The following is a 16,833-nucleotide window of genomic DNA, read 5'->3' on the forward strand; positions in this document are numbered from 1 at the left end:
CTTGGGAGAACAGGGGGTTTTTTTGCGGGGAAAATGGCTCAAAACGGCTCCCAGCGCAGCTTGCGCGCTTGCTGAAAACGCTCCTGGACATAGGGCCAATGGACGATGTTCCACCAGTTTTCCACGTATTTGTCGCGCTGGTTTTGATAAGACAGGAAGTACGCGTGTTCCCAGACGTCCAGAACGAGGAGCGGAATCGCATCCCATTGGGCGAGATTTTGGTGTTTTTCCGCCGTCAGTATTTCCAGGTGGTGCGCCCGGGGAGACCAGACGAGGATCGCCCAGCCAGGGCCTTCCACTTTGACAGCGGCCTGGGAAAATTGCTGCTGGAATGCGCCAAAAGACCCGAAATACCGCTGGATCGCTTCGGCCAGCTCTCCCGTAGGAGCACCACCGCCCTCTGGACTCATGGACGGCCAGAAAATGGTATGCAAATAATGGCCAGCCCCATTGAAGGCAAGCTCGCGTTCCCAGTGGCGAACCAGATCGTAGTTGCCGCTTTGCCGGGCTTCGACCAGTTTTTTCTCCGCCGTGTTCAGGTCGTCGACATATTTTTGATGCAGCTTTTCGTGGTGAATGCGCATCGTATGTTCGTCGATGTATGGCTCAAGAGCGTTGTGCGCGTATGGCAGCGGGGGCAGAGTGTGGCGTCCGGCAGCGACAGGGCGGGTTGCGCGAACAGGTTCCCGGGCTGTTGGATACGACACGGGCGTGGGGGCGCCGACAGGATCGACCTCTGCGAGAGTTGCTGTGTGGACCAACTGAGTTTCGGGGAAATCTTCCTGAATGGTGATTGCCTCGTCTTGCTGCTCCTCTTCGGTCAGTTGCGCCAGTCGCAAAAAGTGGTGGAATTGCTCCTGAACTTGTTCGGCCCGCGCAATTAACGTCGGCAATGTCTCCTCGGCAGCCAACTTATCCAGGCGCGAAGCCTGTCTTCCTATTTTCGTAAAAGACTCTTCGAATTTGTGCAGATGCCGTTCCAGCTCGCGGTTTATTGGTTTTTGTTTTCGCAGATGGTCGATCCACTGACGGCCCCACTGACTCCAATCCAGCAGTTGCTTGGCTTGCTCCTCCACAAACATTCCTCCTCACATGGGCGCATCTCTCCCACAGATTATGAACGCAGCCCAGAGAAGGTGCGACATTCGCGGAGTACAAGAAAATTAAACTCAGCATATGGTAGTAGCACAAATGTTTGAGTGGTATGCTGTACTATATTCATTTCAACAGGGGAGACACATTTGCATGAGTAGAGATGGAGCGATTGCTGTCATTGATTCAGGAGTGGGAGGGTTGACTGTAGCCAAAGAGATCATGCGTCAACTGCCCGAAGAAAGGATCATATACGTAGGAGACAACGCGCGGTGCCCGTACGGCTCCAAGTCCCCGGAAGAGATTCGGACATACAGTTTTCAAATGATTGATTATGTAATGACCACACCGCTTAAAGCGCTGGTGATTGCTTGCAATACAGCAACTGCTGTCGTTTTGGAAGAAGCGATCTCTTATTTGCCGCTGCCGGTAATCGGGGTGATTGAGCCGGGAGCGCGTGCTGCCGTTTCAGTGACGAAAAATGGACGGGTCGGAGTGATCGGTACGGAGACGACGATTCGCACGAAGGCGTATGAGCGCGCTCTGCTGCGGGCGGAGCCGGATTTATACGTGGTGGGAAAGGCTTGTCCTGCGTTTGTGCCATTGGTGGAAAGCCATCAGGCAAGCTCGGAAGAAGCACGCCAAGTCGTCAAAGAATCACTGGCGTCGTTGCAGGGCGAGAATCTGGATACGTTGATTCTCGGCTGTACGCACTATCCGTTGCTTGCGCCCGTGATCCAGGAAGTCATGGGAGATGGCGTCCGGCTGATCAACTCAGCGGAGGAAACCGCCCGTGAGCTGTCGCTGCAAATCGTCTCCACGGAAGCTGGCAAGAAGCTGGAACAAGTACAGCATCTGTTTGTCACAAGCGGCGAGACAGAGCGTTTCCGGCTGATTGCGGAGGAATGGCTGGGCAGCAAGGTGGACGTCATTCACCACACGCTGGAAAAATCCGTGCAGCCTTAAAACGGCGGAAGGCCGTCCATTTTGCCAGACAAACTTTCAACGCATAAACCCAAGCCCTGCTCGTATACATGGTAGTACAAAGTGTCTGGAGGAGGCTGGGGAAATGAAGATGCGACACATAGGCAAAATGACGGCTGTCCTGGGGGTAAGCGCCGTGCTTTTGTCGGGCTGCGGTCTTTTTGGCCCGGAACAGGAAACGAGCAGTATCGACGCACCGCCACAGTCACAGGTGTCGGCCAATCAGCCAAATGGCACCGTGTCACCGGATGTCGCGGTGCAAGGAAACGAGCAGGCGGTTCAAGAGACAAACGAGAAGACCGTTTATTTGCTCGATGCAAACGGTTATGTCGTGCCCGTGTCCTTGACGATTCCCAAATCGGAGGGACCTGCCAAGCAAGTCTTGAACTACATGGTCAAAGGCGGCCCTGTGGAAAGCTTGCTGCAAGGAGGGTTCACGGCTGTGCTGCCAACCGGGACAGAAGTGAAAGGACTCGTAATCAAAGACGGCGTGGCGACGGTGGACTTTTCCAAAGAGTTCAAAGCGTATGAGGAAAAGGACGAGAAAAAAATTCTCGACGCTGTGACGCGGGCGCTGACGGAATTTCCCAATGTCAAAACGGTGCAAATCTGGGTGAACGGAACACCGTTGACCGAGATGCCGACAGCAAGTACGCCGATTACGCAGCTGGACCGCAATCATGGGGTGAATCTGGAGCTGGCAGACGGAGCCGTGCCGGGCAACACGTCAGCGGTCACCGTGTACTTCCAGGGACAACTGAATGACACCCGTACGTATTACGTTCCGGTCACGCGACTCGTTCCAGAGACAGCCGACATCGCCAAGGCGACAGTGGAAGAGCTGATCAAAGGGCCGAAGCAAGGCTCGCAGCTATTCAGCTCGCTGCTCAGAACGACCCGCGTACTGGACGTGAAGCAGGAAAAAGACTTGGTCACCGTCAATTTGAGCAGCGATATTCTCAAATACGACGATGGCAAGGAAGCCAGTCCCGAGGCGCTGCAATCCCTTGTGCTTTCCTTGACCGATTCGACCGGAGCCAAGCAGGTGCAGCTTCTCGTCGAGGGCAAACCGCTTGCCAGCGGAGATTTCACCAAGCCGGTATCCCGGCCGTTGCAGCTCAACCCGCTCGCTTTTTAAATCAACCAACGCAATGCCACGCCCGCCAGTTTTCGAGCGTGGTTTTTTCTTTTGCACGACAGTTCACGGCTATATGCTGCGGGATGGCGCTGGCTGGTCGTCAGCCGTTTCAGCCATCTCGGCCGTTCGTGCCGCTCGCCAGATCAGAAGGCCGAGACAAATCGAGCAAGTGGTGACGAACGCCCCAGCGGCAAAACCGACAATCCGCGGATCGGCAAAAGTCAAAATCCAGCCGCCAGCGAGCATGGACAGGCCGAGCAGGACGTTTGAGAGCGTGGCTTCCAGAGCGAAGACCCGGCCCAAATAATCAGGTTTGACGTACTTCATCAGCAAGGTGTTCAGGCTGGCATTCCCCATTCCGCCTGCTACAGTCGAGCAAGCGTAGCAGGCGGCTGTGACAAAAATCGACGGCGACACGCTCGTCAGCAGGACGAAAAATCCTTCGAAAGCGAAGCTGACCGAAGCGATCGCCCGCGTATGCCGCTGGAACTGCTGGGCTACGATCCCGCCAGCGATGAAACCTACCCCGATTGCCCCGTACAAAAGCCCGATGCCCCATTGCCCCGCAGCGAATACTTGATAGGCGTAGACGGAAATCAGCACATTGATCAAGCCGCCGCCAATCGGCCACAGCGCTGTCAGCAACAAAATCACGAGCACAACTGGAGTTGCTTTGATCTGTTGCCAAGCTTTTTTGTAGGAAGCGCTGTCTGTTGCCTGCGATTCCACTTGTCGCTGCTTGGCGGGTGCAGTCGTGCCGTCGGTCGTAGTAGCGACAGTCAACCGCTGCAAAAGGAGAGCGGAGACGAAAAACGACAGCGAATTGAACCAAAAAGCCACTTCGCTCCCCCAGAGCGCGACGAAAAATCCGCCGACAAGCGAGCCGATCGCCATCACAACTCCGAAGACGCTCTGATCGAGGGCGTTGGCGGAAGCAAGCCCGCTTTTGTCCACGATGTCGGGGAGAATAGCCAGGCGGGACGGATTGTAGAGCGAAGAAAACGCGACGAGCAAAAAAGTGCCCGCATACACGAGCCATACGTCGGCATCACTTGCGACGAATAAAAAACAGAGCGCGATGAGTCCGCGAGCGAGATCGCAAACGATCATCACTGATTTGCGGGAAAAACGATCCGCCAAGTATCCGCCCAGCGGCCCGAACAGCAAGTGCGGCAACGTCCGCAGGGCAAGCGTAATTCCGACTGCCAGCGCTTCGCCTGTTATTTGCAAAAGCAGGCTGAGAACCGCGACGCTGTTGAACCAGTCGCCGATTCCGCTGAGCAGATTGGCCGAGACGAGTCGCCGCATGTTCGGATTTTTCAACAAGAAAAGAAAGTTCATTTTTCATCATCCTCTAATTAATTAAATGTCTAATTAGATGTCATTCTAATTTAAGGCATCTGTTTTTCGCAAGCGCTTTTTCTTGCTTCGCGGGGGAAGAAAGCATCCCGTCGCGCAAGTCATTGGAAAATTGCCAATTGAGGCAAATAGCCCAGAGCGGTTTGGGCAGTGGCAGATCGTTTCGTGCCTCTGGTATAATGAGCGGAGTGTAACAAAGCGATTTAGGAGGAACTTGGAATGAGAGTGGATGGCCGTGCCCATGACCAGTTGCGCCCAGTAACGATTACGCGCAATTACATTAAACACGCAGAAGGATCATGCCTGATCGAAGTCGGAGATACGAAGGTGATTTGTACGGCGACTCTGGAGGATCGGGTACCGCCTTTCATGCGTGGCGGCGGGAAGGGCTGGATCACAGCCGAGTATTCCATGCTTCCCCGAGCGACAGCGACCCGCAACGCGCGTGAGTCTTCCAAAGGAAAAGTCGGAGGACGGACGATGGAAATCCAGCGGCTGATCGGCCGTGCGCTTCGTTCGGTGGTGCATCTCGAAGCGATGGGAGAACGTACAATCTGGCTGGATTGCGACGTGATTCAGGCGGACGGAGGGACGCGCACAGCTTCCATTACGGGAGCGTACGTGGCGATGGTCGATGCCATGCATAAGCTGGTGGAGAACGGCGTATGGAAGCAACTGCCGCTCAACGATTTTCTGGCGGCGACATCCGTTGGCGTGATCGGCGAGGAGACCGTGCTCGATTTGAACTACAAGGAAGACTCGACTGCAACGGTTGACATGAACGTTGTCATGACAGGCAAAGGCAAATTCGTCGAGCTGCAAGGCACAGGCGAGGACGCACCGTTTTCCCCTGAGCAACTGCAAGAGATGATCGCCTTGGCGAAAATCGGGATCGGCAATCTGATTCAAAACCAGAAGCAGGCGCTCTCAGATGTTCCCCTGACATTTGCAGAATCGGTAGCGGAGGAAAGTCATGTCTGATCTGAAAAAAGTCGTGCTTGCGACGCGCAACCAAGGGAAAGTAAAAGAATTTAACCGACTGTTTGCCGAGTACGGCTGGGAAGGAATCAGCCTGGCCGAGTATGAAGGCGTTCCGGAAGTGGTGGAGGACGGAGAGACGTTTGAAGCCAATGCCCTGAAAAAGGCAATCGAAATTTCTACATACTTGAATCTGCCGGCTCTCGGTGACGATTCCGGACTGGAAGTAGACGCGCTGGATGGCCGTCCAGGCGTCTACTCCGCCAGATACGCCGGAGAGGAAGCGACTGACGAACAAAACTGGCGCAAGCTTTTGACCGAGCTTGACAGTGTGCCGATGGAGCAGCGCACGGCGCGTTTTCGCTGCACGCTGGCGCTGGTGATTCCAGGCGAAGAGCCGATCATCGCGACAGGCGCCTGCGAAGGCATGATCGCGCGCGAGCCAAAAGGCGCAAACGGTTTTGGCTACGATCCGGTCTTCTACATCCCTGAGCTGAACAAACAGATGGCAGAGCTTTTGCCGGAAGAAAAAAATCAGATCAGCCACCGGGCGAAAGCGATGCAGAAGCTTTTGGAGCTGCTGAAATAACGGGCCGTACAGCCTGACAGAAAGACAACACGGGAGAGTGAGTGCGATGGGAATCCTCGTCGTAAGTGACAGCCACGGCTTGGTCAGAGAAGTCGCTCAAGTGGTCAAGAGACACCCTGTCGACAAAATTTTGCACTGCGGCGATTTTTGTGTCGATCACAAACGTGAGCCGTTCGCCGGGATGACTTTGGTGAGAGGAAACTGCGATGCGACATCAGAGGTTCCGACCGAGCAACAGACCAAATGGCGCGATCTCCACATCCTGCAAACCCACGGACACCTGTTCGGAGTAAAAAGCTCGCTGCTTCGCCTGCACTACCGGGCAGAGGAAGTCGGTGCGAATGTAGTCGTTTTCGGTCATTCGCACGTCCCGGCCTGTGGCGTGGAACGGGATATTTTGTTTGTAAATCCTGGCAGCCTTCAGATGCCCCGCGGCTTCGCTGTGCCGACCTATGCGATCATCGAGGAGACAGGAGTCACCCCGCAAACGGTCCAGGTGGCAGTTGCGTTTTACGACTATCAGGGCAATCCGGTAAGGGAGCTGGGAGGAAGCTATTCGATTCGGCGCTGAAGCGAGTGGCTTCTTGTAAAATAAAAGATTTATGCTATACTAGAATGGTTATAATGGCTAGAATATTATCATCCGAGCCTGCGAAGATACCATGGCGCGGCTGGCGATGTTCTGTTGATTCGATTTAGGAGGGGAAGTTTACGTGGCAGCAAATTGGGAAAAGGTAGAGAATAACCAGGGAGTCCTGACGGTTGAAGTAGATGCTTCGCAAGTAGACGCAGCATTGGATCAAGCGTTTAAAAAAGTTGTGCAAAAGGTTCAAGTTCCAGGATTCCGCAAAGGAAAAGTACCTCGCAAAATGTTCGAATCCCGTTTTGGTGTAGAATCTCTGTACCAAGACGCACTCGATATTCTGCTTCCAACCGCTTACGGACAGGCTGTTCGTGAAGCTGGCATCGAGCCGGTAGATCGTCCAGAAGTAGACGTTGAGCAAATGGAAAAAGGGAAAAACCTGATCTTCAAAGCTACGGTAACTGTTAAGCCTGAAGTGAAACTCGGCGACTACAAAGGTCTGGCTATCGAAGAAAAAGACTTCGCAGTGACTGACGAGAGCGTGGATGCTGAACTGAAGCGCATGCAAGAGCGTCACGCTGAGCTGGTATCCGTAGAAGAAGGCGCTGCACAAGAAGGCGACATCGCGGTTATCGATTTCGAAGGCTTCCAAGACGGTGTTGCATTCGAAGGCGGAAAAGCAGAAGACTACTCTCTGGAACTGGGTTCCGGCACTTTCATCGCTGGTTTCGAAGAGCAACTCGTAGGTCTTGCAATCGGCGAAGAAAAAGAAATCAAGGTTACCTTCCCAGAAGAGTACCACTCTCCTAACCTCGCTGGTAAAGAAGCGGTATTCCAAGTGAAATTGAACAGCCTGAAGCGCAAAAACCTGCCAGTTCTGGACGACGAGTTCGCAAAAGACGTGAGCGAGTTCGACACACTGGAAGAGCTGAAAGCTGACACCAAGAAAAAGCTCGAAGAAAAATCCGCGCAAGAAAAAGAACAGTATGTTCGTGAACAACTGGTTCTGAAAGCTGCGGAAAACGCGGAAATCGATTTGCCAGCAGTAATGGTTGAGCATGAGCTGGACCAAATGGTGAACGAGTTTGGCCAACGCCTCCAATACCAAGGAATGACTCTGGAGCTGTACTACCAGTTCTCCGGTATGGATGAAAGCCAACTGCGCGACCAACTGCGTGCAGACGCTACTTCCCGCGTTCGCACATCCTTGACTTTGGAAGCAATCGGCAAAGCGGAAAAAATCGAAGTGACAGAAGAAGATGTAACAGAAGAGCTGAACAAGCTGGCTGGCGTATACGGCCGTCCTGCTGACGAGCTGCGCAAAATCTTCACTGCTCAAGACAACCTCTTGGCACTGTACCGCGACGTTCAAATTCGCAAAACGGTTGATTTCCTGGTTGCAGAAAGCAAAGTAAGCGCATAAGCTTAGGAAGACGCATGATTGGTTAGTGGTCAGGCTCTCTTGACCACTGGCTGTACCAACCACAAGGCACGATGCACTCGTGCCTTGTTTTTCCACCATCGACTTTTTGGTAAAATCCTTCTCACTTAAAGGGCCATCCCTTTTACCGCAAAGGAGGAAAGATACATAATGCTGATCCCTATGGTCATCGAGCAAACCAGCAGAGGCGAGCGTTCCTACGATATTTACTCGCGCCTCTTGAAAGACCGGATTATTCTGCTCGGCACCGAGATTGACGACGAGGTAGCCAATCTGGTGGTCGCGCAACTGCTCTTTTTGCAGGCAGAAGATCCGGACAAAGACATTTCGCTATACATAAACTCTCCAGGCGGTTCTGTTACAGCAGGTATGGCTATCTATGACACCATGCAGTACATCAAGCCGGATGTGTCCACGATTTGTGTGGGCATGGCTGCCAGCATGGGAGCATTTCTCCTGGCTGCTGGCGCAAAAGGCAAGCGCTTTGCTTTGCCAAACAGCGAAGTGATGATCCATCAGCCGCTCGGCGGCGTGCGCGGACAGGCAGAAGACATTCGCATTCATGCCGAATGGATTTTGAAAACGAAGCGCCAGCTGAACCAGATTTTGTCTGAGCGTACAGGCCAGCCGTACGAACGTGTTGAGCTTGATACGGATCGCGACAACTTCATGAGTGCAGAAGAAGCCAAGGCTTATGGATTGATTGACACGATTATCGAACGCAAAAACTGACCCGTTGTGAGGTGAAGCGCATGTTTAAGTTTAACGACGACAAAGGCCAACTGAAGTGCTCCTTCTGCGGCAAGTCCCAGGAACAGGTGCGCAAGCTGGTAGCCGGTCCTGGCGTTTACATTTGTGACGAGTGTATCGAACTGTGCAACGAAATTGTGCAGGAAGAGCTGGGCACGGAAGAAGAAATTGACATGAAGGAAATTCCAAAGCCTGTGGAAATCCGCAAAATCCTGGACGACTATGTCATCGGTCAGGACCTGGCGAAGAAATCTTTGTCGGTAGCGGTGTACAACCACTACAAGCGGATTAATTCCGGAGCGAAGATCGAAGATGTGGAGCTGCAAAAATCCAACATTTTGCTGATCGGACCTACAGGTAGCGGGAAAACGTTGCTCGCCCAAACGCTGGCGCGTATCTTGAACGTGCCGTTTGCGATCGCAGATGCCACCTCGCTGACTGAGGCTGGTTATGTGGGCGAAGACGTGGAAAACATTTTGCTCAAACTGATCCAGGCTGCTGACTACGATGTGGAAAAAGCCGAAAAAGGCATCATCTACATCGATGAGATCGATAAAGTTGCGCGCAAATCGGAAAACCCTTCGATCACACGCGATGTTTCCGGTGAAGGTGTGCAGCAGGCTCTCCTGAAAATTTTGGAGGGAACTGTTGCCAGCGTGCCACCGCAAGGCGGACGCAAGCATCCTCATCAAGAATTTATCCAGATCGACACGTCGAACATCCTGTTCATCTGTGGCGGTGCTTTCGATGGCGTAGAGCAAATCATCAAGCGCCGTTTGGGTAAAAAAGTGATTGGCTTCGGCGCTGATTTTGGCGATGGAGTCAAAGGCGATCTGAAAGCAGGCGAGTACCTGAAGTACATCCTGCCGGAAGACTTGCTGAAATTCGGTCTGATTCCAGAGTTCGTCGGCCGTTTGCCAGTTCTGGCGACATTGGAGCCATTGGACGAAGAAACATTGGTGCGCATCCTGACAGAACCGAAAAACTCCCTGGTGAAGCAGTATCAAAAACTGCTCAGCCTGGACGGTGTTGAACTGGAGTTCGACGCTGGCGCCCTCTTGCAAATTGCCAAAGAGGCAATCAAGCGCAATACAGGGGCTCGCGGACTGCGTGCGATCATCGAGCAAATCATGCTCGATATGATGTATGAGCTGCCTTCCCGTGAAGACGTGACCAAATGCGTCATCACAGAAGAAACGGTGCGCGACAAAGTGAAGCCGCGTCTCATGACCAAAGAAGGTCAAGAGCTGCACGGCGAAACGGCATAAAGACGCTTCAAGCAAAACCATCCCGTTTTTCGGGGTGGTTTTTTTCCATATTCATCCTGTGCGCTTTGCGGGTTTATGGTTTACGTATACGGATGCGGGGCAATACTACTTGATATCGCTGAAGAGATTTTACATATGCGTAAATAAGCTGCATGGACGCATGGGAGGGACTGCATATGGACTATACCACACTGGTCATTGCTGTCATTGAAGTGGTCGTTGGGATTGTCATCGGCACCTACTTCTGGAATTTGCTGCGAGCGCAGAGAAACACGAAAACTTCCACGGAAAAAGAATCGCGAAAAGATCTGGACTCGATTCGCAAAATGAGAATGATTGCATTGACGGAGCCTTTGTCGGAAAAAACACGTCCGGCTACTTTGGAAGAAATCGTCGGCCAAGAAGACGGACTGCGCGCTTTACGAGCCGCGCTGTGCGGGCCGAATCCGCAGCACGTCATCATTTACGGTCCGCCGGGAGTGGGCAAAACGGCTGCTGCCCGGGTCGTGCTGGAAGAAGCGAAGAAAAACCAACTGTCGCCTTTTAATGCAGACGCCAAGTTTATCGAGATTGACGCCACGATCGCCCGGTTTGACGAGCGCGGCATCGCCGACCCGCTCATCGGCTCTGTTCACGATCCGATTTACCAGGGGGCAGGTTCGCTCGGGCAGGCGGGTATCCCGCAACCGAAGCCGGGCGCCGTCACGAAAGCACATGGCGGGATGCTGTTCCTCGACGAGATCGGGGAGCTGCATCCTGTACAGATGAACAAACTGCTGAAAGTGCTCGAAGACCGCAAAGTCATGCTGGAAAGCGCTTATTACAGCGAGGAAAACAACCAGATTCCTTCGCATATTCATGATGTATTCAAGTATGGACTGCCAGCGGATTTCCGCTTGGTCGGGGCAACGACGCGGCTGCCGGATGAATTGCCAGCGGCTTTGCGCTCCCGTTGCCTGGAAATTTTCTTTCGCCCGTTGAAAGGGGCGGAAATCGGCAGCATCGTGCGCACAGCCGTTCCGAAAATGCATATGAACATTGATGAGGATGCGGTGTCCGTCATCGAGCGGTATGCCACCAACGGCCGCGAAGCGATCAATACATTGCAAATCGCCGCCGGAATTGCCTTGACAGAGGAACGCAAAAACATCATCGCGCAAGATGTGGAGTGGGTCGTGCACAGCAGCCAGAAGTCGCCGCGCCCTGAAAAACAGGTGCATGATACGCCACAAGTCGGTCTGGTGAACGGGCTTGCCGTTTACGGGCCGAACATGGGCAGCGTCATGGAGCTGGAAGTGACCGCTACGCCTGCTGCTGTGCCCGGACAAGGCCGGATGGCCATGACAGGGATGGCAGAGGAAGAAGAGATGGGCAGCCGCAGTCGCACCATCCGCAGGAAGTCGATGGCAAAAGGTTCGATTGAAAACGTCCTGACCGTCCTCAGCCGCATGGGTGTTCGCCCGTACGATTACGATCTGCACATCAATTTTCCAGGCGGTGTTCCGGTCGACGGGCCATCAGCGGGAATTACCATCGCGACCGCCATTTACTCCGCGATCACGGAAGTGCCGGTCGACAATTTGCTCGCCATGACTGGAGAGGTAAGCATTCACGGCAAAGTGAAGCCTGTCGGCGGAGTCGTCGCCAAAGTAGAGGCAGCCAAACAAGCGGGAGCCACACGCGTGTTGATCCCCGAGGAAAATTGGCAGAGCATTTTTGCCGACATGAAAGGCATTGAGGTCATTCCTGTTTCAACGGTGTCGCAAGTCATTGAACTGGCTGTGCCGCAAGTCGCTGTACAGGAGGAAGAAGCGCCCGGCTTTACGCTCCAGCTTCCGGCGGAGGATCTGGCTTCCTCGCCTATGACCCTGTAGCAGTCGCGTGCGCCCGCAGATTAGACATCGGATTGTGTTTGCGCTACAATGGTAAAAAGCTTCTGCTTGCAAAGAGCCCGGGGCCCTACCCGGCCTGTTACGGGCTCCCCAAATGGCGGGAAGATCAGTTTTTTCTCGCGCTTGCTTTTGGGGTGATTCGGATATGCCGGGTGGGCAAAAAACGGCTTTGGGAGCCGTTTTTGTCTGTTATCAGGCTCTTGGTAAGAGGGATAGATCAACAAGGAGAGGTGCATCCGCTTGGGCGAACGTTCCGGTAAACGAGAATTACCGCTTCTCCCGTTGCGAGGATTGCTTGTGTATCCGACCATGGTACTCCACCTGGACGTTGGACGGGAAAAGTCCATCCGCGCGCTGGAGCAAGCCATGGTGGACGACAACAAGATTTTGCTTGCAACACAGGAAGAAGTCCACATAGAGGAGCCAGATGCAGAGCAAATCTACAGCATCGGTACCGTTGCGCGTGTCAAACAAATGCTGAAGCTGCCAAACGGCACAATCCGTGTATTGGTGGAAGGGCTGCAACGCGCGAAGATTGAGGAATATCTTCAACAGGAAGATTATTTCGTCGTGTCTATTACATACTTGCAAGAAGAAAAAACGGAGGAAAACGAAGTAGAAGCCTTGATGCGCTCGCTGTTGAACCATTTCGAGCAATACATCAAGCTTTCCAAAAAGGTTTCTCCCGAGACGCTGACATCCGTGACAGACATTGAAGAGCCAGGCCGACTGGCTGACGTGATTGCTTCCCATTTGCCGCTGAAAATGAAGGACAAACAGGAAATTTTGGAGACGGTCAACATCAAGGAGCGGCTCGAAATTTTGCTGGATATCCTGAACAACGAGCGCGAGGTTCTGGAGCTGGAGCGCAAGATCGGCAACCGGGTGAAAAAGCAGATGGAGCGCACGCAAAAGGAATACTACTTGCGTGAGCAAATGAAAGCGATCCAGAAAGAACTGGGCGACAAGGACGGCCGTCAGGGAGAAGTGGATGAGCTGCGCTCGCAGTTGGAGAAATCCGACGCTCCCGAGCGAATCAAGACCAAAATCGAAAAAGAGCTGGAGCGCCTGGAAAAAATGCCGGCGACTTCCGCAGAAGGCTCTGTCATTCGCACGTATATCGACACCCTTTTGGCGCTGCCATGGACGAAAACGACCGAGGACAATTTGGATATCCATCACGCGCAGGAAGTTCTGGACGAGGATCACTACGGACTGGAAAAGCCGAAAGAACGCGTGCTGGAGTATTTGGCTGTGCAAAAGCTGGTCAATTCCATGCGCGGGCCGATTCTCTGTCTGGTTGGACCTCCGGGGGTAGGGAAAACTTCCCTCGCCCGTTCGATCGCACGCGCACTGGAGCGCAACTTCGTGCGGATTTCGCTCGGAGGCGTGCGCGATGAAGCGGAAATTCGCGGTCATCGCCGCACGTATGTAGGTGCTCTGCCAGGGCGGATCATCCAGGGAATGAAGCAGGCTGGCACGATCAATCCGGTCTTTTTGCTCGATGAGATCGACAAGCTGGCATCCGATTTCCGCGGAGATCCTGCTTCCGCGCTTCTCGAAGTGCTGGACCCGAACCAGAACGACAAGTTCAGCGACCACTATATTGAAGAGACGTACGATCTGACGAATGTCATGTTCATCACGACGGCGAACAGTCTCGATACGATTCCGCGTCCGCTTCTCGACCGGATGGAGGTCATCTCGATCTCCGGCTACACCGAGCTGGAAAAGCTCAACATCATGCGCGGGTACTTGCTGCCCAAACAGATGGAGGAGCACGGTCTTGGCAAGGATAAGCTGCAAGTGCACGAAGATGCCATGCTGAAGCTCATCCGCCTGTATACGCGTGAAGCAGGCGTGCGCAACTTGAACCGGGAATCCGCCAATGTATGCCGCAAAGCAGCGAAGCTGATCGTCAGCGGAGAAAAGAAGCGTGTCGTGGTCACGGCTAAAACGCTGGAGACGCTGCTCGGAAAACCGCGCTTCCGCTACGGATTGGCAGAGCAAAAAGACCAGATCGGCTCCGTAACAGGTCTTGCCTGGACACAGGCAGGCGGGGATACGTTGAACGTAGAGGTCAGCATTTTGCCTGGAAAAGGCAAGCTCACCCTGACCGGAAAACTCGGCGATGTGATGAAGGAATCGGCGCAGGCTGCGTTTAGCTACATTCGCTCGCGCGCGGACCAGTGGGGAATTGATCCGGCCTTCCATGAGAAGAACGACATTCACATTCACGTTCCAGAAGGCGCGATTCCGAAAGACGGTCCGTCCGCAGGGATTACGATGGCGACCGCGCTTGTCTCGGCTCTGACCCAGGTTCCTGTGAAAAAAGAAGTGGGCATGACCGGGGAAATCACGCTTCGCGGCAAAGTGCTGCCGATTGGCGGCCTGAAAGAAAAGTGCATGTCAGCCCATCGCGCTGGCTTGACGACGATTATTTTGCCAAAAGACAACGAGAAAGACATTGAAGATATTCCGGAGAGCGTGCGAAAAGAACTGACTTTTTATCCGGTCGAGCACCTGGATGAAGTATTGCGCCACGCTCTGACCAAACAGCCGACAGCAGGTGACAAAGCATGAAAGTAACATCATCCGAGTTCGTCATCAGCGCTGTCGGACCGAAACAATACCCGGAGGACGGTCTGCACGAGATTGCGCTGGTAGGCCGCTCCAACGTGGGCAAGTCTTCCTTGCTCAACAAAATGATGAACCGCAAAGGGCTTGCCCGCATCAGCTCGCGGCCCGGCAAGACCCAGACGCTGAACTACTTCCGCGTCAATCAGATGCTCTATTTCGTCGATTTCCCCGGCTACGGCTACGCCAAGGTCGCGAAGACGATCAAGGAACAATGGGGAAAAATGATCGAAGGCTACCTGAAAAACCGCGAGCAGCTGCGGTTTGTCATCCAGCTGGTTGACATTCGCCATGCACCGTCCAAGGACGACGTGGCGATGTACGACTGGTGCAAACAGATCGGCATTCCTACAGTGATCGTGGCGACCAAGGGCGACAAAATTGCCCGTGGACGCTGGCTGCAACATACAAAAATCATTCGTCAGACTTTGAACATGCGTGGCGGCGATACGATCATCGTGTTTTCTTCGGAAACAGGACAAGGCAAAGATGAGCTGTGGGGAGAAATCATGCGCCGTCTGCGCGAAAGCAACGAGTCTGCACAGGAAGCGGGAGCAGCAGCTTCGGTTCCGGCAGCGACCTCAAGCGAGTCAGAGTAAGGGAAGAGAAAAAGTCCAAGACCCAATCCGCAACTGGGAAGGGGAGGCATTCTTGTGAGCAAACTGGCTTGCTTTGCCGTACGCGGTGTGATCGAAGGCTTCTACGGAACGCCCTGGACGCATGCAGAGCGGCTGGACATGATTGATTTTTTGCATCGGCACGATTACAATGCCTATTTCTACTCGCCAAAAGACGATCTGTTTTTGCGGGAGCGCTGGATGGAGTCGCACCCGACAGAAGCGATGCGTCAGCTGGACGAACTGATTGACAGCACAAGGCAGCGCCAGATGCAGTTCGTCTACTGTTTAAGCCCCGGCCTTAGCATGGAATATGCGAATCCGGCCCATATCAAGCAGCTTGTTCAAAAATATCGGACGATGTACGACAGAGGCGTCCGGTATTTTTCCTTGTTGTTTGACGACATTCCCATGCACTTGCTGCATGAGCAAGACATTGCGCAGTTCGCTCACCTGGCAGACGCTCACGTGCAAACGGCCAGCCGGGTATGGGAGATGATGCAAGGATGGGGCGAGCCGGTCAGGCTGTTTGTGTGTCCAACCCAGTACAACGGGATTGGCAAAGAGCCGTATATCCAGCATCTCGGCCAGCATTTGTCCGAAGAGATGGATTTGTTCTGGACGGGACGCTTCGTTTGTTCTCCGTACTTGACAGATGGGGATGCTGTACGCTTTGCCGAGTACACGCGCCACAAGCCGTTTTACTGGGACAACTACCCGGTGAACGATCTGGCTATGGCAAACGAGCTGCACATTGGCCCTTTGCGCCATCGCGACCCCGACTTGTGGCAACACGCCTCGGGTTATGTGGCGAATGCGATGTCGCTGCCGGAGTGTTCCAAGATTCCGTTGATGACGACGGCTGCGTATTTGCGCGATCCGTACGGCTACGATCCGCACATCGCCTGGAAACAGGCGGTGGCAGAGGTAGCGGGTGATGCCGATGCCGATGCTTTTTTCGCGTTTGCCGATAATGTGCAAAGCTCGTTTTTGTGTGAAGTCGAGTCGCCGCGTCTGCTCGAAGCGTTTCTGTCCTTTCGCTTTCAGTTTTTGCAGGGGGATCGGAACAAAGCAGTCTCTGAGCTGAACTTGCTTTTCCGCGAGATGGAGCAGACCGCCCACCAGCTGCTGGGAGGAATGAGCAACTACAAGCTCGCGAAGGAAGCGCGGCCGTGGATTGAAAAATACCGCCATTGGGCAAAAGTGGGGCAATCGGCTGTCGCCTTGATTGACCACGGAACGAGCGGCCGAGTGCCGCATGCGGCTTTCCACCTGATGCGGCTGCGGCAGTGGCTCAAGCGGACGGAGCGATTGCCGCAAAAGGTGTGCGGGCAAGTCATGCAGCTGTTTGTCGATGCGATTTTGCAGGAAGTGAAAAAAAGCTCCTGACCGCGCGATCCAGGCGTGTCGGAGCTTGTTGGCCGCAAGCGGTCACAGCCAATTTCATGAAAAAAGGTTCCTTTTCCAGCGGGGAGAAGGAACCTTTTTTCTGTTATTTTTGCCAC

Annotated in this window: 14 protein-coding genes; 12 read left to right on the forward strand and 2 right to left on the reverse strand. The window is 53.8% G+C overall.

Annotated features, from left to right (window positions below):
- Window positions 1-38: 38 nt before the first annotated feature.
- Entirely contained in the window at window positions 39-1,076 is a 1,038-nt protein-coding gene (locus HP435_RS09425) for a superoxide dismutase (RefSeq protein WP_173598631.1), read from the reverse strand.
- A 169-nt stretch (window positions 1,077-1,245) separates the two neighbouring features.
- On the opposite strand from HP435_RS09425, the gene racE reads away from it, so the two are divergent.
- Together racE and HP435_RS09435 are read left to right on the forward strand one after the other, a co-directional pair.
- Window positions 1,246-2,058, forward strand: coding sequence for a glutamate racemase (gene racE / locus HP435_RS09430; RefSeq protein WP_063231179.1), 813 nt, complete (start codon window positions 1,246-1,248; stop codon window positions 2,056-2,058).
- Window positions 2,059-2,161: 103 nt separating this feature from the next.
- The gene (locus tag HP435_RS09435) at window positions 2,162-3,214 is read left to right on the forward strand and encodes a GerMN domain-containing protein (protein ID WP_173598630.1); all 1,053 of its coding nucleotides are present in this window, start codon (window positions 2,162-2,164) and stop codon (window positions 3,212-3,214) included.
- 69 nt (window positions 3,215-3,283) lie between these two features.
- Here the strand turns inward: HP435_RS09435 and HP435_RS09440 are convergent, their stop codons facing one another.
- Window positions 3,284-4,555: an MFS transporter gene (locus HP435_RS09440; protein ID WP_122964269.1), complete on the reverse strand. Its 1,272-nt coding sequence runs from the start codon at window positions 4,553-4,555 to the stop codon at window positions 3,284-3,286.
- 237 nt (window positions 4,556-4,792) lie between these two features.
- On the opposite strand from HP435_RS09440, the gene rph reads away from it, so the two are divergent.
- From rph to HP435_RS09490, 10 genes are all read left to right on the forward strand, one after another.
- The gene (gene rph, locus HP435_RS09445) at window positions 4,793-5,554 is read left to right on the forward strand and encodes a ribonuclease PH (RefSeq protein ID WP_063231181.1); all 762 of its coding nucleotides are present in this window, start codon (window positions 4,793-4,795) and stop codon (window positions 5,552-5,554) included.
- A gap of 1 nt (window position 5,555) precedes the next feature.
- Window positions 5,556-6,140, forward strand: coding sequence for an XTP/dITP diphosphatase (locus HP435_RS09450; protein WP_173597505.1), 585 nt, complete (start codon window positions 5,556-5,558; stop codon window positions 6,138-6,140).
- A gap of 46 nt (window positions 6,141-6,186) precedes the next feature.
- Window positions 6,187-6,711 (forward strand): metallophosphoesterase family protein, encoded by a 525-nt coding sequence (locus HP435_RS09455; protein ID WP_122964267.1) that lies wholly within the window; start codon window positions 6,187-6,189, stop codon window positions 6,709-6,711.
- A 142-nt stretch (window positions 6,712-6,853) separates the two neighbouring features.
- Window positions 6,854-8,146, forward strand: coding sequence for a trigger factor (gene tig / locus HP435_RS09460; RefSeq protein ID WP_063231184.1), 1,293 nt, complete (start codon window positions 6,854-6,856; stop codon window positions 8,144-8,146).
- Between the two features lie 168 nt (window positions 8,147-8,314).
- Window positions 8,315-8,896, forward strand: a complete 582-nt coding sequence (gene clpP / locus HP435_RS09465; protein WP_122964266.1) for an ATP-dependent Clp endopeptidase proteolytic subunit ClpP — start codon at window positions 8,315-8,317, stop codon at window positions 8,894-8,896.
- A 20-nt stretch (window positions 8,897-8,916) separates the two neighbouring features.
- Window positions 8,917-10,182 (forward strand): ATP-dependent protease ATP-binding subunit ClpX, encoded by a 1,266-nt coding sequence (gene clpX, locus HP435_RS09470; protein ID WP_063231186.1) that lies wholly within the window; start codon window positions 8,917-8,919, stop codon window positions 10,180-10,182.
- Window positions 10,183-10,358: 176 nt separating this feature from the next.
- A complete protein-coding gene (gene lonB, locus HP435_RS09475; protein ID WP_122964265.1) occupies window positions 10,359-12,056 on the forward strand; it encodes an ATP-dependent protease LonB in 1,698 nt (565 codons plus the stop codon).
- Window positions 12,057-12,314: 258 nt separating this feature from the next.
- The gene (gene lon / locus HP435_RS09480) at window positions 12,315-14,657 is read left to right on the forward strand and encodes an endopeptidase La (protein WP_122964264.1); all 2,343 of its coding nucleotides are present in this window, start codon (window positions 12,315-12,317) and stop codon (window positions 14,655-14,657) included.
- Window positions 14,654-15,310: a ribosome biogenesis GTP-binding protein YihA/YsxC gene (yihA, locus tag HP435_RS09485; protein WP_122964263.1), complete on the forward strand. Its 657-nt coding sequence runs from the start codon at window positions 14,654-14,656 to the stop codon at window positions 15,308-15,310. Before lon ends, yihA begins: the two co-directional genes overlap by 4 nt.
- 54 nt (window positions 15,311-15,364) lie before the next feature.
- Complete coding sequence (locus HP435_RS09490) at window positions 15,365-16,717, forward strand: protein O-GlcNAcase (RefSeq protein WP_173597486.1); 1,353 nt, start codon at window positions 15,365-15,367, stop codon at window positions 16,715-16,717.
- Window positions 16,718-16,833 lie beyond the last annotated feature (116 nt).

It is taken from the genome of Brevibacillus sp. HD3.3A (assembly GCF_013284375.2).
Taxonomy (GTDB): domain Bacteria; phylum Bacillota; class Bacilli; order Brevibacillales; family Brevibacillaceae; genus Brevibacillus; species Brevibacillus parabrevis.

What these genes read in the sequence shown, in the direction of transcription:
- racE (WP_063231179.1), top strand. Translation starts at nt 1,246, where the DNA reads ATGAGTAGAGATGGAGCGATTGCTGTCATTGATTCAGGAGTGGGAGGG.
- HP435_RS09435 (WP_173598630.1), top strand. Translation starts at nt 2,162, where the DNA reads ATGAAGATGCGACACATAGGCAAAATGACGGCTGTCCTGGGGGTAAGC.
- HP435_RS09440 (WP_122964269.1), bottom strand. Translation starts at nt 4,555, where the DNA reads ATGAACTTTCTTTTCTTGTTGAAAAATCCGAACATGCGGCGACTCGTC.
- rph (WP_063231181.1), top strand. Translation starts at nt 4,793, where the DNA reads ATGAGAGTGGATGGCCGTGCCCATGACCAGTTGCGCCCAGTAACGATT.
- HP435_RS09455 (WP_122964267.1), top strand. Translation starts at nt 6,187, where the DNA reads ATGGGAATCCTCGTCGTAAGTGACAGCCACGGCTTGGTCAGAGAAGTC.
- clpP (WP_122964266.1), top strand. Translation starts at nt 8,315, where the DNA reads ATGCTGATCCCTATGGTCATCGAGCAAACCAGCAGAGGCGAGCGTTCC.
- clpX (WP_063231186.1), top strand. Translation starts at nt 8,917, where the DNA reads ATGTTTAAGTTTAACGACGACAAAGGCCAACTGAAGTGCTCCTTCTGC.
- lonB (WP_122964265.1), top strand. Translation starts at nt 10,359, where the DNA reads ATGGACTATACCACACTGGTCATTGCTGTCATTGAAGTGGTCGTTGGG.
- yihA (WP_122964263.1), top strand. Translation starts at nt 14,654, where the DNA reads ATGAAAGTAACATCATCCGAGTTCGTCATCAGCGCTGTCGGACCGAAA.